The organism is Streptomyces sulphureus DSM 40104, assembly GCF_000381025.1.
In the GTDB taxonomy this organism is placed as follows: Bacteria; Actinomycetota; Actinomycetes; order Streptomycetales; family Streptomycetaceae; genus Streptomyces; species Streptomyces sulphureus.
Genome location: NZ_KB905821.1, coordinates 12,699 through 28,998, shown reverse-complemented (window position 1 = coordinate 28,998; position 16,300 = coordinate 12,699). Strand labels below are relative to the sequence as shown.

The window sequence follows — 16,300 nt, the reverse complement described above, 5'->3', positions numbered from 1 at the left end:
GTCGCGGCGGACCGCTCCCTGTCGCGCGTCACTTTTCGACGCGCGACTCCTTCCACGCCTTGGCGGCGAGGTCGGCCATCTCGTCCTCGGAGAGCGCGTCGGCGGACATGCCCTTCTGCTCCGTGTACAAGACCGTTCCGATGGTGCTGGAGTCGGCCCAGGCGCACACGGACATCTGCATCCTCCCGCTCGCACCGGTGAACTTGGTGCACTTGAGGAGGTCCCCGTCGAAACCGGAGGGGCTCATCTCCTTCCACTCCGAGTCCTCGGGCTTGACGCCGAGCTTGGAGACGGACTGCGTCTGCTCCTCGATGAGGAAGTCGAGGGACGCCTCCGGGTCGGAGAGCGCGCCGAACGCGCCGGCGAGCTGCACCTTCTTCTGCCCCGAGGAGTACTGCGCCGAGACGTCGCCGTCCGCGTCGAGGTCGGGGATCTTCTTCGTCTTGCCGCCGCTGCTCTTCAACTCGCCCGTCTCGCCGCGCTTCACGTCGCCCTGGCGGTCGTACTCGCCGGCGAGCTTCTGCGGCGGCTCCAGCTTGTACGAGGCGCCGTCGCCGCCGACGACACCGGCGGCGAAGAGCCCGCCCACGATCGCGGCGACGACGACCACGGCGCCGACGACGATGCCGACCGTCTTCCCCTTGCCGCCCCCGCCCTGCGGCGGTACAGGCATCCCCGGCTGCTGCGGCGGGCCGTACGGCGGCTGCCCGGGCGGCTGTTGCCCATAGGGGCCGGGCTGCCCGGGCTGCCCGTAGGGACCCGGCTGTCCAGGCTGCCCCTGCTCCCCGTAAGGCCCCGGCTGTCCCGGCTGGCCGGGCTGCCCCGGCTGCTGCGGGTATCCGTACCCCTGCTGGGGCGGCACTCCGCCCGGTTGCCCCGGCTGCTGCGGGTATCCGTATCCGGGCTGCTGCGGCTGGCCGCCGTACGGGCCGGGCTGGTTGGTGCTCATGATCGGGTGCTCCCCCTTGCAGGCGTGTACATGAACAGGCGGGGCCATCCTGGCGGACCGGCTCCCGACCGCACCCCCGAGCACCGACTCCGTTCCCAAACGGAGACGCTCCGCTGACAAAGCTGCTGCCTGCGGTCCGAGCCGCCCTCTCGCTCGAAAGCCGAGATCCCCCGGGGGCGTTCGGGCAGTACACCCGAAGTGAGCCGCATACCGCAACACTTGGCGGGATCGCCGGCACCTGCGCGTACGCCGTCCCGCGGGGCGGCGGCCCGCCCCGCGGAACGCCGCCCTTGTCCAGGTCGTCCAACTCGCGCCGCCTGCCCGCGCGTTGGCCCGTCAGCTCACCTCTACGCGGGTGTCCTTGCGCACCTTCGCAGCCGTCTCCGCCGCCTCGTCGAGCGGTGTCGACCGGCCGGTGAGCGCGGCAGCCGGATCGATGGTGGTGACGAGCGCGACGGTGCTGTGGTCGGCCCACATGCAGAGCGGGACACGTACGCTGTCCACCTTGGCGCCGGCGCCCTCGGGCGCGGTGACCTTGATGCTCTGGCACTTCATCACCGCGTCGTCGCCGAGGCTTTCGGGCTGCTGCTCCTCCGGCTCGCCCTCCAGGTCGACCTTGGCGTCGCCCCCCGCACGGCCGGCCTGCTTCGCCGACTCCTGCGCCATCAGCCCGAAGGCGAGGTCGAGCACCCGCTGCGGGTCTTCGATCTCGCCCCAGACGCCGCCGAACTGGAGCTGCGTCGCGGTCTGTTCCGTGCCGGTCGCGTACTCGGCGCCGACCGACTCCGGGTCCTTGACGCCGAACTCCTCGAACTTGTCGGCGTCCTTCGGCTTCACGCCGCCGTCGCCCGAGGAGGTGGGGCTCCGCTGGTACTCGTCCGCGACGGTCTGCGGCGCCGTGAGCTTGTACTGCTTGCCGTCGTCCGCGATGTCGTCCCCGTCGCCTGCGCCCCCGTTGACGACGAGGAACCCGGCGACCACCGCGCCGACGACGGCGAGCGCGCCGACGACGATCGCGATCATCTTCCCCTTGTTCTTCCCGCCCTGCGGCGGGACGGGCATCCCCGGCTGCTGCGGGGGGCCGTACGGCGGCTGGCCGGGAGGCTGCTGCCCGTAGGGGCCCGGCTGCCCCGGATACCCGTACCCCTGCTGGGGCGGCACACCTGGCTGGCCCGGTGCCTGCGGAGGCTGCTGGCCGTAACCGGGCTGGGACGAACCGTCGCCCTGCGCATAGGGGTTGGGCCCCGGCTGCGGCTGGCCGTACGGCCCCGGCTGGTAAGGCCCCTGGCCGCCGGGCTGTCCCGGCTGCTGCCCGTAGGGACCGGGCTGGTTGCTGCTCATACGGCGCTTCCCCTCCGCTTTGCTCGCCTCGAACGCGCTGGAGAACATCCTCTACGACGGCACCGACAAGCGCTTCCCCGGTGGGGAAACCGATTCGAGACTGCGACATCCCCGCCCGTACACTGGCGCCCGTGACCGAGAACACCCAGCAGGCCCCGGAGCACCGCGGCCCCCACTCAGCAGCCCCTGCAGACCTGCCGACGCAGTACGCGCCGGCCGAGGTAGAGGAGGAGCTGTACGAGCGCTGGGTAGAGCGGGGCTATTTCGAGGCCCACGCCAAGAGCGAGAAGCCTCCCTACACGATCGTCATCCCCCCGCCGAACGTCACGGGCTCCCTCCACCTGGGCCACGCCTTCCAGCACACGCTCATGGACGCCCTCACCCGCCGCAAGCGCATGCAGGGGTACGAGTCGCTCTGGCTCCCCGGCATGGACCACGCCGGTATCGCCACCCAGAACAAGGTCGAGCAGCAGCTCGCCGAAGAGGGCAAGTCCCGCCAGGACCTGGGGCGTGAGGAGTTCGTCGACCGCGTCTGGCAGTGGAAGGAGGAGTACGGCGGCAGGATCCTCGGCCAGATGCGCCGCCTCGGCGACGGCGTCGACTGGTCCCGCGAGCGCTTCACCATGGACGAGGGCCTCTCGCGCGCCGTGCAGACCGTCTTCAAGCGGATGTACGACGACGGTCTCATCTACCGCGCCGAGCGCATCATCAACTGGTGCCCGCGCTGCCTCACCGCCATCTCCGACATCGAGGTCGAGTACCAGGACGACGACGGCGAACTCGTCTCCGTCCGCTACGGCGAGGGCGAGGAGTCGGTCGTCGTCGCCACCACCCGCGCCGAGACGATGCTCGGCGACACCGCCATCGCCGTCCACCCCGAGGACGAGCGGTACGCGCACCTCGTCGGCCGCGAGATCAAGCTCCCGCTCACCGACCGCTCCATCCCCGTCGTCGCCGACGAGCACGTCGACCCGGAGTTCGGCACCGGCGCCGTCAAGGTCACCCCCGCGCACGACCCGAACGACTTCGAGATCGGCCGCCGCCACGACCTCCCCGCGCTCCAGATGATGGACGAGCGCGGCACCCTCACGGTCCACGGCCCCTTCCAGGGCCTCGACCGTTTCGAGGCGCGCTCCGCGATCGTCGCCGCCCTGCGCGAGCAGGGCCGGATCGTCTCGGAGAAGCGCCCCTACGTCCACAGCGTCGGCCACTGCTCGCGGTGCAAGACCACGATCGAGCCGCGGCTCTCCATGCAGTGGTGGGTCAAGGTCGGCCCGCTGGCGCAGGCTTCGGGCGACGCGGTGCGCGACGGCCGGGTCGCCATCCACCCGCCCGAGCTGGCCTCGCGGTACTTCGACTGGGTCGACAACATGCACGACTGGTGCATCTCGCGCCAGCTCTGGTGGGGCCACCGCATCCCCGTCTGGTACGGCCCGGACGGCGAGACACGCTGCGTCGGCCCGGACGAGGAGCCCCCGAGCGGCGAGGGCTGGCACCAGGACCCGGACGTCCTCGACACCTGGTTCTCCTCGGGCCTGTGGCCCTTCTCCACTCTGGGCTGGCCCGAGGAGACCCCGGACCTCGAGAAGTTCTATTCCACCGACGTCCTGCTCACCGGCTACGACATCATCTTCTTCTGGGTGGCGAGGATGATGATGTTCGGCCTCTACGCCAGGGACGGCGTCCCGCCGTTCCGCACCATCGTCCTCACCGGTCTCGTCCGCGACGAGCACGGCAAGAAGATGTCGAAGTCCTTCGGCAACGTCGTCGACCCGCTCGACTGGATGGACGCCTACGGCTCCGACGCCCTCCGCTTCACCCTCGCCAGCGGCGCCAACCCCGGCACCGACGTCCCGATCGGCGAGGACTGGGTCAAGGCGTCCCGGAACTTCGCCAACAAGATCTGGAACGCCACCCGCTTCGCGCTCCTCAACGGCGCCACCGTGGAGGGGCCGCTCCCCGAGCCCGCCGAGATGTCGGCGGCCGACCGCTGGATTCTCTCCCGCCTCGGCGCCGTCGTCGCCGAAGTCGATACGCACTACGACGACTTCGAGTTCGCGCGCCTCTCGGACACCCTGCGCCACTTCGCCTGGGACGAGGTCTTCGACTGGTACGTCGAGCTCTCCAAGTCCACCTTCGCCGCGGGCGGACGCCCGGCCGAGGTCTCCCGCCGCGTCCTCGGCGAGGTCCTCGACACCACCCTGCGGCTGCTCCACCCCGTCGTCCCCTTCGTCACCGAGACGCTCTGGACGACGCTCACCGGCGGCGAGTCCCTCGTCGTCGCGGAGTGGCCAAAGGACCCCGGCTTCCGGGACGCCGCGGCGGAGGCGGAGATCGCCGCCGTCCAGCGGGCGGTCACCGAGGTCCGCCGCTTCCGCGCCGACCAGGGGCTCCAGCCGGGCCAGCGGGTCCCGGCCCGGCTCGTGCCGGACGCCGAGGGCTCCCCGCTCGCCGCGCACGAGGAGGCGATCCGCCAACTCCTGCGCCTCCAGCGGCCCGACGACGGCTTCCGCGAGACGGCGTCGCTCCCGGTCGAGGGCGCGGTCGTCGCCCTCGACCTCTCGGGCGCGATCGACGTCGAGGCCGAGCGCAAGCGACTCGCCAAGGACCTCGCCGCGGCCGAGAAGGAGCTCCAGCAGACGACGGGCAAGCTCGGCAACGACGCTTTCCTCGCCAAGGCTCCCGAGCCGGTGGTGGCGAAGATCCGCGTGCGCAAGGCGAAGGCCGAGGAGGACATCGCGCGCCTCAAGGAGCAGCTCGACCGCCTCCCTTCGGCCTGACCTGCGGACGTCCGGGGCGGCCCCTTCCAACGCGCCGCCCGGGCGTCCGCACGTCCGGCCCCTGCCCGGGGCACCGGTCCGCGGCGGCTTCCGTAGACTGGGCGCCGTGAGTGACGAGCGCCCCGACCCGGACCCGGACGAGCCGGACGAGCGGAACACCCGCCCCGGTGAACTCCTGCCCCCGACCGATCCCGACGAGTCCGCCGAGTCAGGTGAGGACACCGTGCCGCCCGAGCCGGGCTCCTTCGAGGAGATCGTCGGCGAGGCCGCCGACCGCGACCCCGACCTCGCTGTCATCGAGGCCGGCAGCCGCACCCTGCGGGCCCAGGCCGGCCAGCAGAGCACGGAGATCCCGGCCCGTCCGGAGGACCCCGAGGTGGACCGGCAGCTCCACGAGGTGGAGGCCGAACTCGCCACCCGCTGGGGCGAGACCAAGCTCGTCCCGTCGGTCACGCGCATCCAGACGCTGATGGACGTCCTCGGCGACCCGCAGCGCGCCTACCCGTCGATCCACGTGACCGGCACCAACGGCAAGACGAGCACGGCGCGCATGATCGAGGCGCTCCTCCTCGCCTTCGACCTCCGCCCGGGCCGCTACAGCTCCCCGCACGTCCAGTCGATCACCGAGCGGATCAGCGTGGACGGCGCACCGCTGAGCGCCGAGCGTTTCATCGAGACCTACCGCGACGTCCAGCCGTACGTCGACCTCGTGGACGCACGCGGCGAGTACCGCCTCTCCTTCTTCGAGGTGCTGACGGCGATGGCGTACGCGGCCTTCGCCGACGCCCCCGTCGACGTCGGGGTCGTCGAGGTCGGCATGGGCGGCACCTGGGACGCCACCAACGTCATCGACGCGGACGTCGCCGTCGTCACGCCGATAGCGCTCGACCACACCGACCGCCTCGGCGGCACCACGGCCGAGATCGCGGGCGAGAAGTCCGGCATCGTCAAGCAGGACGCCACGGTGGTCCTCGCCCAGCAGCCGGTGGACGCGGCGAGCGTGGTCCTCAAGCGCGCCGTCGAGGTCGACGCGACGGTCGCCAGGGAGGGCATGGAGTTCGGCGTGGTCTCCCGTGAACTCGCGGTCGGCGGGCAGCTGTTGACGCTGCGCGGCCTCGGCGGCGAGTACGCGGACGTCTTTCTGCCGCTGCACGGCGCGCACATGGCGCACAACGCGTCGGTCGCGCTCGCCGCCGTGGAGGCGTTCTTCGGAATCGGCGCCGGCGGCGCGGGCCAGGAGGCACGCACGCTCGACATCGAGGCCGTCAAGCAGGCGTTCGCCGGCGCGACCTCGCCGGGCCGTCTCGAACTCGTCAGATCGAGCCCCTCGGTGGTGCTCGACGCGGCGCACAACCCCGCGGGCGCGCGTGCCACCGCGGAGGCGGTGAGCGAGGCGTTCGGGTTCAGCAAGCTCGTGGGCGTCGTGGCGCCCAGTGGGGACAAGGACGTGCGCGGCCTCCTCGAAGCCTTCGAACCGATCTTCGCCGAGGTCGTCCTCACCCGGAACTCCACGCCGCGCTCGATGGACGTGGATGCGCTCGCCGCGCTCGCCGTCGAGGTCTTCGGCGAGGAGCGGGTGCAGGTGGAGCCGCAGTTGGACAGCGCTCTGGAGGAGGCGATCACCCTCGCCGAGTCCGAGGACGAGTACGCGGGCGCCGGGGTCCTCGTCACCGGCTCGGTGATCACGGTCGGTGAGGCGAGGCTCCTGCTCGGCGGAAGGAGCCGCTGATGCGCACCCTGTGTGCCTCGACCCTGATCGGTGAGTTCTTCGTCATCGGCTTCGCCGGTCTCGTGGCGATGCAGCTCGGCGCCGCTTCGACGGGCACGGTCTGGCTCGTCTCCGGGGTCGGCATGGCGTTCTGCGTCGTGCTCTGCGGCATGCTCGGGCGGCCGGGGGCGGTCCCCGCGGGCTGGGTGCTCCAAGCCGTGCTCGTGGCGGCCGGGTTCGTCCTCCCGACGATGTTCTTCCTCGGCGCGTGCTTCGCGGGGCTCTGGTGGGCGTCCGTCCACTTCGGACAGAAGATCGACGAGGCCAAGGCGCGGTATGCGGCGGAACCTGACGTGGCGTAGCTGCCGGCCGGCAGGCGTCCGGCCGCGCGCCGGTGGTGACTTGGCGGGGGCCGGATGAGGTGCGGCGTGCGAGGAGCTCGGATGCGCCCCGGCGTACGGGGCGTGCGCCGCGTCGTGCTGGGAGCCAGGTGCTGCGTGAAGCCGCCGCGCCTGCGCCGTGTAGCCTCTCTCCAACCCCCTTGCGTATCGCCTGCACGGGCCGCGGTCCGCTGTCCGACCGCGCCCGGGTGCGGACGCCCCCTCGCCTTCCCCGGTAGCCGGCGTCTCGCGGAGCGGGCCAAGCGGGGCCCGTAGCCCTCGCGCGGCGGGCCGGTGCCACTCACCGGACGTCGGCGTCAGCCAAGGAAGCCAAGGAGCCCACTGTGAGCCAGCCGAGCCAGCGAACCCTCGTCCTGCTCAAGCCCGACACCGTCCGCCGCGGCCTCGTCGGCGAGGTCATCGGTCGTATCGAGGCGAAGGCCGGCTGGCGGATCGTCGAGATGGACCTGCGCACCATCGAACGCCCCGTGCTGGAACAGCACTACGCGGAGCACGAGGGCCGCCCGTTCTACGAGCCGCTCGTGGAGTTCATGGCCTCGGGGCCTTCCGTGGCGATGATCGTCGAAGGGGAACGGGTGATCGAGGGCATCCGTGCGCTCGCCGGACCCACCGACCCGATCGCCGCCGCCCCCGGCTCGATCCGCGGCGACCACGCCACCATCGTCAGGGAGAACCTCATCCACGCTTCGGACTCCGAGGAGTCGGCCGAGCGGGAGATCAAGCTCTTCTTTCCCGAGGTGAGTTGAGCCGTCGGCCTGCCGCCTCCGCGGCCTGCGGCACGCCAACTGGCCGAGCGCCCGCGGTGGAACCCGTCTCGCCGACACGACGTCCTCATTACGAGGGACGCTCGCGGTTCCACTCACAATGACGGAGGAACCGTCTCTACGCGTTCGGGAAACCGCGTCTACGATGGAACCCTTGCGCAGCGCGACGCCAAGCGGGCGCTTTCACTCCCTGCCGTCGTCCCACACACAACCCTCCACTTCCGGAAGGCCAGACGCATCCTATGGCGAACAACATGTCGTTCATCGGCCGTGATATGGCTGTCGACCTCGGGACCGCCAACACGCTGGTGTACGTCAGGGGTCGCGGGATCGTCCTCAACGAGCCGTCCGTCGTCGCCATCAACACCAACACCGGTGGCATCCTCGCGGTCGGAGCCGAGGCGAAGAAGATGATCGGCCGGACCCCCGGCAACATCGTGGCCGTCAGGCCGCTGAAGGACGGCGTCATCGCCGACTTCGAGATCACGGAGCGGATGCTCCGCTACTTCATCCTCAAGATCCACAAGCGCCGCTACCTTGCCAGGCCGCGCGTGGTGGTCTGCGTGCCCTCGGGTATCACCGGGGTCGAACGCCGTGCCGTCATCGAGGCGTCGACGCAGGCTGGCGCGCGTCAGGTGCACATCATCGAGGAGCCGATGGCGGCGGCGATCGGCTCGGGGCTGCCGGTCCACGAGGCCACGGGCAACATGGTCGTCGACATCGGCGGCGGCACCACGGAGGTCGCCGTGATCTCCCTCGGCGGAATCGTGACGGCGCAGTCGATCCGTGTCGCGGGCGACGAGTTGGACAACGCGATCATTCAGCACATCAAGAAGGAGTACAACCTGCTTCTTGGTGAGCGCACCGCCGAGAGCATCAAGATCACCATCGGTTCCGCGCACCATCTGGAGAAGGACGAGCACACCGAGATCCGCGGTCGCGACCTCGTGAGCGGCCTCCCCAAGACGGTCGTCATCTCGGCGGGTGAGGTGCGCAGGGCGATCGAGGAGCCGGTCAACGCCATTGTCGACGCGGTCAAGACCACCCTCGACAAGTGCCCGCCCGAGCTCTCGGGCGACGTCATGGACCGCGGCATCGTCCTCACCGGCGGCGGCGCCCTGCTCCGCGGCCTCGACGAGCGGCTCAGAAGCGAGACGGGCATGCCGATCCACATCGCGGAGGACCCGCTCGACTCGGTCGCGCTCGGCTCCGGTAAGTGCGTCGAGGAGTTCGAGGCGCTGCAGCAGGTGCTCGACGCCCAGCCGAGGCGCTGACCCGGCCACGGACCGGCCCGCAGTACGGGGACGATCCGCCGCACGGACGAGGAACCAACCGCGCGGCGGATCGTTGCAGTTGGAGCGGACGCCGCCGAACTGCCCGTTGGAGAAACGGTCTTCGACAGCAAAATGAACACAACTGAGTACGACCCGAGCATGTCCTGAAACAGCACGACCAAAAGAAGACCCGGTCCGACTGAGAAAGGCACGGCCGCCGCACGTGAGGGATTCCCGAGAAAGCCGGCTGCTGCTCGTCCTGCTGGTCGCCATCGCGTTCGCGTTGATCACGGTGGACCTCAGGGGCGGCGAGCAGTCTCCGCTCGACGGCGCAAGGGGGGCGGCCGCGTCAGCGCTCGGCCCGGTGGAGAAGGGGGTGGCCTCCGCCGTCGACCCGGTCGGCAACGCCATCGGAGCGGTACGCGACTCCGGGGCCCGGCACGACCGGATCAGCCGGCTGGAGCAGGAGAACGCCGCGCTGCGCCAGAAGCTCGGTTCCGACGACCGCAACCGCTCCCGCGCCCACGAACTCGACAGACTCCTCAAGACGGCGGGCGCCGGCAGCTACGGCGTCAAGGGCGCGCAGGTCATCGCGATCGGCCCGGCCCAGGGCTTCTCCTGGACGGTCACGATCGACGCAGGCAGCAAGGACGGCCTCGCCAAGGACATGACGGTCCTCAACGGCGACGGGTTGGTCGGCCGCATCACCACGGTCGGCTCCTCCACCTCGACCGTGCTCCTCGCCAACGACCCCGACTTCACCGTCGGCACCCGCATGGAGAAGAGCAGCGAACTCGGCTTCGCGACCGGGGGCGGGGACCGCGCCCTCAGCGTCCAACTCCTCAACGGCAAGGCGAAGGTGAAGAAGGGCGACCGGCTCGTCACCTTCGGCTCCAACGCCGACAAGCCTTTCGTGCCCGGCGTCCCCGTCGGCGAGGTCACCAAGGTGGACCGGCACAGGGGCGACCTGACGCGGGCCGTCAGCGTCCGCCCGTACGTCGGCTTCAGCAAGCTCGACATCGTCGGCGTCGTCGTCAAGCCACCGCGCAGCGACCCGCGGGACGCCGTCCTGGAGGCGAAGAAGCCGGAGAAGGCGAAGCCGACGCCGACCGTCACCGTCACGGCGACCCCCGGCGCACCGCAGGAGGGCGAGGAGGACGCGGGTGAGGCGCCCGAGTCCGGCAGTCCGCCGGGCGACGCCGCACCGCCCGCCGAGGAGCAAGGCACGACGCCCCCACCGGAAGGCCAGTGACGATGCACGTGTACCGAGTCCTCCTGTCGGCCTTCCTTGTGGTGGTCGCTCTCATCGTCCAGGTCAGCGTGCTCGCCCGGCTGCAACTCCCGGGCGCCGTACCCGACTTGCTCCTCCTCACCGTCCTTGGCCTCGCCATGGTCTACGGTCACACGGCCGGCGCCGTGATCGGCTTCTTCGCCGGCCTCCTCGCCGACCTGGCACCCCCCGCCGACCACGCCGTGGGGCGGTACGCCCTCGTCCTCTGCCTCATCGGCTACGCCGCCGGGCTCACCCGCCCCGAGAAGGGCGGCCACCGCTCGGCGACGGTGCCCATGCTCGTCGTGGCGTGCACGGCGGTCGCCTCGACGCTCCTCTACGCGGGCGTCGGCGCCCTCGTCGGCGACACCGCGGCACGCTCGGCCGGGCTGGGCACGCTGGTGCTCACCGCGACCATCTACGACCTGCTCCTCGCACCCTTCACCGTTCCGTGGATCATGTGGCTCGCCCGGCGCACCGAGAAGAAGGACCCCATGGCGGAGACGTCGGGCGCCAGCGACCGGCTCTTCGGCCTCACCGGAGGCACGGGGCTCGGGCTCGGCGGAGGGACGGGCCTGCTCGGCAAGGGGCGGTCCGGCAGGTCGGGTATGGGCGGCGGCAGGAGCGTCATCCGGCGGTCCTCGCGCGGCAAGGCCGGAAAGATCAAGGGGGTCAAGAAGCTGTGAGCGACGCCTCGGTCGGCCAGCAGGCCCGCAAGCGCCACGGCAGGGGGTAGGCAGTGTCCAACATTCCGGAGACGGGGCGGACTTCGCGCGTCACCGTCCGGCTCATCGCCATCCAGATCCTCGTGCTCTCGCTGCTGCTCACGCTCGGCGGGCGGCTGTGGTACCTCCAGGTGCGCAACGGCGACGAGTACGAGAAGGAGGCGGCGGGCAACCACGTCCAGCAGGTCGTCGACCCGGCCGTCCGCGGCTCCATCCTCGACTCGCGCGGCGTGCCGATCGCCGACAACGAGACGCGGCTCGTCGTCTCCGTCTCGCGCACCGAGCTGACGAAGATGGACGACGAGGGCAAGTCGGTCCTCGAGCGGCTCGCCAAGGTGCTCGGCACCAGCTCGAAGGAGCTCGCCCTGAAGGTACGGCTCTGCGACGCGGAGACCCCGCAGCCGTGCTGGAACGGTTCCCCGTACCAGCCCATCCCCGTCTCCGACGAGGCGACGTCCCAGCAGGTCCTCCAGATCCGCGAGCGCGCCGAGGACTTCCCCGGCGTGACGGCCGAGCCCACCGCCGTACGCCGCTACCCGGCCCCCAACGGCGCCAACACGTCGCAGGTCCTCGGCTACCTCTCGCCCGTCACCGACGAGGAGATCGAGGAGGCGAAGGACAGCGACTCGCCCTTCCTCCCCGCCGACGAGATCGGACGCTCGGGCCTGGAGCGCGCCTACGACAGCAAGCTGCGCGGCAGCGCCGGCGTCACCCGCTACGAGGTGGACAACCTCGGCCGGGTGATGGGACGTGCGGAGAGCGATGCGTCCACCGCCGGGGCCAACCTCGTCACCAGCATCGACTCGCGCGTACAGGCCGTCGCTGAGAAGGAGTTGGACCGCGCGATGAAGGACGCGCGCACCGAGTTCGACAAGAACACGGGGCGCAACTACGAGGCCGACGCCGGCTCGGTCATCGTCATGGAGAACGACACGGGCCGCGTCGTCTCGATGGCCTCCAACCCCGAGTACGACCCCAACTCCTGGGTCGGCGGTATCTCGGGGAAGGAGTACAAGTCCCTGACGAGCAAGAAGTCCAACTACCCGTTGCTCAACCGCGGAATCCAGGCGCTCGCGGCGCCCGGCTCCATCTTCAAGGTCGTCCCGACCACGGCGGCGGTCAACGCCGGCTACCCGTTCGACGGGAACTACGACTGCCCCGGCTCGTACAGCATCGGCGGACAGACCTTCACCAACATGGAGTCGGAGAGCTACGGCACCATCGACCTCGGGCGCGCGCTCGAGGTCTCCTGCGACACCGTCTTCTACGACCTCGCCTACAAGCAGTGGCGTAAGGACGGCGGCCACACGCCGAAGAAGAACGCGAAGGACTGGTTCTACAAGACCGCCCACCAGTTCGGCCTCGGCGACAAGACCGGCATCGACCTCCCCAACGAGGTCGAGGGCCGCGTCCCCGACCGCCAGTGGAAAAAGGACTACTACGAGGCCAACAAGGACGTCTGGTGCCAGCAGGGCGACGACCCGCAGAGCTACGCCGACAAGATCGCCAAGGAGAACTGCGTCTCCGGCATGAAGATGCGCGCCGGTGACAGCGTCAACTACTCGATCGGCCAGGGCGACACCCTCGTCACGCCGATCCAGATGGCGACCGCCTACGCCGCGCTCGGCAACGGCGGCACCCTCTACGACCCCACCCTCGGCAAGGCGATCGTCAGCGCCGACGGGAAGCACGTCAAGGAGATCAAGCCGACGTCGCACGGCAAACTCCCCACCAAAAAGGCCACGTTGAAGGACATCGACGGAGCCCTCCAGGGCGTCGCCACCCGCGGTACGGCCGCGACCAACTTCGGCACCGGCTGGCCCCAGGAAAAGATCCCGATGCGCGCCAAGACCGGCACGGCCGAGGTCGCGGGGAAGCAGACCACCTCCTGGTTCGCCACCTACACCGACGACTACACGGTCCTGATGACGATCTCCCAGGGCGGCACCGGCTCCGGCGCCTCGGGACCCGCGGTCCGCCGGATCTACGACGCCCTCTACGGGGTCGGCCAGAAGGCACTCCTTCCCAAGCCGGAGAAGGCCCTGCCCAAGATCTCCAAGGACGGCAGCATCCAGGCCAGGCGCGACAAGGAGGACGAGCCGAAGAAGGACGCCGACGCCCCGCCGCCCGCCGGCGAGACGGACCAACCCGGCGAGCAGCCCCGGTCCCCGCAGCAGCAGACGGGCCAGACCGGGGAGCAGCCCGCGAGGGAACCGGAAGCCGGCGGAACGGGTGGTGACCAGCGATGAGCACCCACTCCTACCCCCTCACCGGCTACGGCCCGAAAGCCCAGACGACCTGGGCGAAGCTCACCGCGCGCGACTCCGCGCTCTGGCGCCTCGACTGGATCATGCTCCTCGCGGCGCTCGCCCTCTCGGTCGTCGGCACGCTGCTCGTGTACTCCGCGACCCGGAGCCACAGCGACCTCAACCAGGGCGACCCGTACTACTTCGTCGTCCGCCAGGTCATCGGCATCCTCGTCGGGCTCGCGCTCATGGTCGGCATCGTCTGGCTCGGCCACCGCAAGCTGCGGGGCGCGGTACCGATCCTCTACGGGATCAGCGTCTTCCTCGCGGTGCTCGTCCTCACGCCGCTCGGCGCAACCATCAACGGCTCCCGCGCCTGGCTCAACCTCGGCGGCGGATTCACCGTCCAGCCGGCGGAGTTCATCAAGATCACCATGATCCTCGGCATGGCGATGCTCCTCGCCGCCAAGGTCGACGCCGGCGACCACGCCCACCCCGACCACCGCACGGTGCTCCACGCGCTCGGCGTCGCCGCACTGCCGATCCTGGTGATCATGATGATGCCGGACCTCGGTTCGGCCATGGTCCTGGTGGTGATCGTGCTCGGGGTGCTCCTCGCCTCGGGCGCCTCGAACCGGTGGATCGCAGGGCTCGGCCTCGTCGGCGTCCTGGGCTCCGTGCTCGTCTGGGCGCTCGGGCTCCTCGACGAGTACCAGATCAACCGCTTCGCCGCCTTCGCCAACCCCGCGCTCGACCCGTCCGGCGTCGGCTACAACACCAACCAGGCCCGGATCGCCATCGGTTCGGGGGGCCTCACGGGCAAGGGCCTCTTCGAGGGGTCGCAGACGACCGGGCAGTTCGTCCCCGAGCAGCAGACCGACTTCGTCTTCACCGTCGCGGGGGAGGAGTTGGGGTTCATCGGCGCCGGGCTCATCATTGTGCTCCTCGGCGTCGTCATCTGGCGTGCCTGCCGCATCGCGCACGAGTCGACGGAGCTGTACGGCACCATCGTCGCCGCCGGGATCGTCGCCTGGTTCGCGTTCCAGTCCTTCGAGAACATCGGGATGACCCTCGGCATCATGCCGGTCGCCGGGCTGCCGCTGCCGTTCGTCTCCTACGGCGGTACCGCGATGTTCGCCGTCTGGATCGGCATCGGCCTCCTCCAGTCGATCCGGACGCAGAGACCGGTCGCCGCCTGAGCCGTCGACCGCGGTTCCCGCGCGACCCATTGCGGGCGGCCGGGACCGCGGTTACTTTCCGGATATGCCGGACGTCATACGGGAGATCGAGCGGAAGTACGACGCAGCGGCCGACACCGGCCTCCCCGACCTGCACGCGCTCCCCGGCGTGCACACCGTCGCGCCCACCGGGCCCCGCACGCTCAGCGCCGTCTACTGGGACACGGCCGACCTGCGCCTCGCCGCCGAAAGCATCACCCTGCGCCGCCGCACCGGCGGCAGCGACGAGGGCTGGCACCTCAAACTCCCCGTCGCCACACCGCAGTCGACGCCCGGTACCACCGTGCGCGACGAGCACCACCACCCCTTGGGCGAAGAACCGGCGGCGCCGCCCGAGCCCCTCGCCGCCCTCGTCCGTTCCCGTACCCGGCACCGCCCGCTGCTCCCGCAGCTCCGCCTGGTCCAGGAGCGGACCGCCCTCGCCCTCTTCGACGCCGACGGACGCCCCCTCGCCGAGGTCGGCCTCGACCGCGTCCACGCCGCGCGCCTGCCGGACGACGGTACGGGAACCCCGGCCGACTGGACCGAACTCGAAGCGGAACTCGGCGAGTTCGGGGACCTCACGCTCCTCGACGCCGTCGACGACGCCCTCCGCGCGGCCGGTGCCCGCCGCTCCGCGGCCCGCTCGAAGCTCCACCGCGCCCTCGCGGAGACCGGAACCCCCGCACCCGAGCCCGAGGACCCGCCCCACCCCCGCACCGCAGGCGACGTCGCCCTCCGCTACGCCCGCCGCCAGGTCGAGGCGCTCGTCCGCCTCGACCCCCAAGTCCGCTGCGACGTCCACGACTCGGTCCACCGCATGCGCGTCGCCACCCGCCGGCTCCGTAGCTGCTTCCGCACCTGCGACCGCCTCCTCGACCGCGCCGCCACCGACCCGCTGCGCGACGAACTCAAATGGCTCGCCGCCGAGTTGGGCGTCGACCGGGACCGCGAGGTGCTCACCGCCAGACTCGCGGACGGACTCTCGGCGCTCCCGCCCCAGCAGCTCCTCGGCCCCGTCGCCGAGCGCCTCGACGCGTTCTCGGCACACCGCCGCAGCGGCTCCAGGGCCCGCCTCGGCGACGTCCTCGACAGCGACCGCTACCTCGGCCTGCTGGAGAGCCTGGCGGCCCTGCTCGACCAACCCCCGCTCCTGGAGCGGGCCGTGCGGGCCCCCGGGAAGCCGTTCCGCAGAGCGCTCGCCCGCGACTTCGACCGCGTCGCGGCACACGTCGGCGAGGCGCTCGCCGCCGACGAGGGCGACGAGCGGGACCGTGCCCTCCACGACGCACGCAAGGCGGCGAAGCGCCTCCGGTACGCGGCGGAGACGGCCCGTCCCGTGCTCGGCGCCCCCGCGAAGGAGTACGCCGCCCACGTCGCGGAGCTCCAGCAGCTCCTCGGCGACCACCAGGACAGCGTCCTCGCCCGCGAAGCCCTGCTCGAACTCGCCGCCGAGGCAGCCGCGTCGGGCGAGCCGTCGTTCACGTACGGCGTGCTCCACGAGCGCGAGCGGGAGCTCGCCCGCGGATACGAGGCACGGGTGCCGGAGGCGTGGCGGGCCGTCGCGCCGGGCGGGCGGTGCCCGCTCGTCTGAGGAGTCCGCGGGAGCGGGACGTACGGCCCTT

At 71.1% G+C, this 16,300-nt stretch carries 12 protein-coding genes; 10 read left to right on the top strand and 2 right to left on the bottom strand.

Features of this window, described 5'->3' with window-relative positions; all coding sequences use genetic code 11:
- Nucleotides 1–28: 28 nt before the first annotated feature.
- Nucleotides 29–949 (bottom strand): hypothetical protein, encoded by a 921-nt coding sequence (locus tag F603_RS0122695; RefSeq protein ID WP_245600879.1) that lies wholly within the window; start codon nucleotides 947–949, stop codon nucleotides 29–31.
- A 336-nt stretch (nucleotides 950–1,285) separates the two neighbouring features.
- Complete coding sequence (locus F603_RS0122690; protein ID WP_026328645.1) at nucleotides 1,286–2,290, bottom strand: hypothetical protein; 1,005 nt, start codon at nucleotides 2,288–2,290, stop codon at nucleotides 1,286–1,288.
- A gap of 131 nt (nucleotides 2,291–2,421) precedes the next feature.
- Between F603_RS0122690 and F603_RS0122685 the strand changes: the two genes are divergently transcribed.
- The 10 genes from F603_RS0122685 to F603_RS0122640 all read left to right on the top strand — a co-directional run bounded on the left by F603_RS0122685 (nucleotide 2,422) and on the right by F603_RS0122640 (nucleotide 16,269).
- Nucleotides 2,422–5,070 carry a valine--tRNA ligase gene (locus F603_RS0122685; RefSeq protein WP_019548237.1) on the top strand — a complete coding sequence of 883 codons (2,649 nt, stop codon included), beginning with the start codon at nucleotides 2,422–2,424 and terminating at the stop codon, nucleotides 5,068–5,070.
- Nucleotides 5,071–5,176: 106 nt separating this feature from the next.
- Complete coding sequence (folC, locus tag F603_RS0122680; protein WP_019548236.1) at nucleotides 5,177–6,799, top strand: bifunctional tetrahydrofolate synthase/dihydrofolate synthase; 1,623 nt, start codon at nucleotides 5,177–5,179, stop codon at nucleotides 6,797–6,799.
- Nucleotides 6,799–7,140, top strand: a complete 342-nt coding sequence (locus F603_RS0122675) for a DUF4233 domain-containing protein (protein WP_019548235.1) — start codon at nucleotides 6,799–6,801, stop codon at nucleotides 7,138–7,140. Before folC ends, F603_RS0122675 begins: the two co-directional genes overlap by 1 nt.
- Before the next feature lie 362 nt (nucleotides 7,141–7,502).
- Nucleotides 7,503–7,925: a nucleoside-diphosphate kinase gene (gene ndk / locus F603_RS0122670; protein ID WP_019548234.1), complete on the top strand. Its 423-nt coding sequence runs from the start codon at nucleotides 7,503–7,505 to the stop codon at nucleotides 7,923–7,925.
- A 272-nt stretch (nucleotides 7,926–8,197) separates the two neighbouring features.
- Complete coding sequence (locus tag F603_RS0122665; RefSeq protein WP_026328643.1) at nucleotides 8,198–9,217, top strand: rod shape-determining protein; 1,020 nt, start codon at nucleotides 8,198–8,200, stop codon at nucleotides 9,215–9,217.
- 223 nt (nucleotides 9,218–9,440) lie between these two features.
- Nucleotides 9,441–10,469: a rod shape-determining protein MreC gene (gene mreC / locus F603_RS0122660; RefSeq protein WP_019548233.1), complete on the top strand. Its 1,029-nt coding sequence runs from the start codon at nucleotides 9,441–9,443 to the stop codon at nucleotides 10,467–10,469.
- 2 nt (nucleotides 10,470–10,471) lie between these two features.
- Nucleotides 10,472–11,173 carry a rod shape-determining protein MreD gene (mreD, locus tag F603_RS0122655; protein WP_026328642.1) on the top strand — a complete coding sequence of 234 codons (702 nt, stop codon included), beginning with the start codon at nucleotides 10,472–10,474 and terminating at the stop codon, nucleotides 11,171–11,173.
- Nucleotides 11,174–11,226: 53 nt separating this feature from the next.
- Entirely contained in the window at nucleotides 11,227–13,461 is a 2,235-nt protein-coding gene (mrdA, locus tag F603_RS0122650) for a penicillin-binding protein 2 (RefSeq protein WP_019548231.1), read from the top strand.
- A complete protein-coding gene (gene rodA / locus F603_RS0122645) occupies nucleotides 13,458–14,657 on the top strand; it encodes a rod shape-determining protein RodA (RefSeq protein WP_019548230.1) in 1,200 nt (399 codons plus the stop codon). Before mrdA ends, rodA begins: the two co-directional genes overlap by 4 nt.
- A gap of 64 nt (nucleotides 14,658–14,721) precedes the next feature.
- Entirely contained in the window at nucleotides 14,722–16,269 is a 1,548-nt protein-coding gene (locus tag F603_RS0122640; RefSeq protein ID WP_019548229.1) for a CYTH and CHAD domain-containing protein, read from the top strand.
- Nucleotides 16,270–16,300 lie beyond the last annotated feature (31 nt).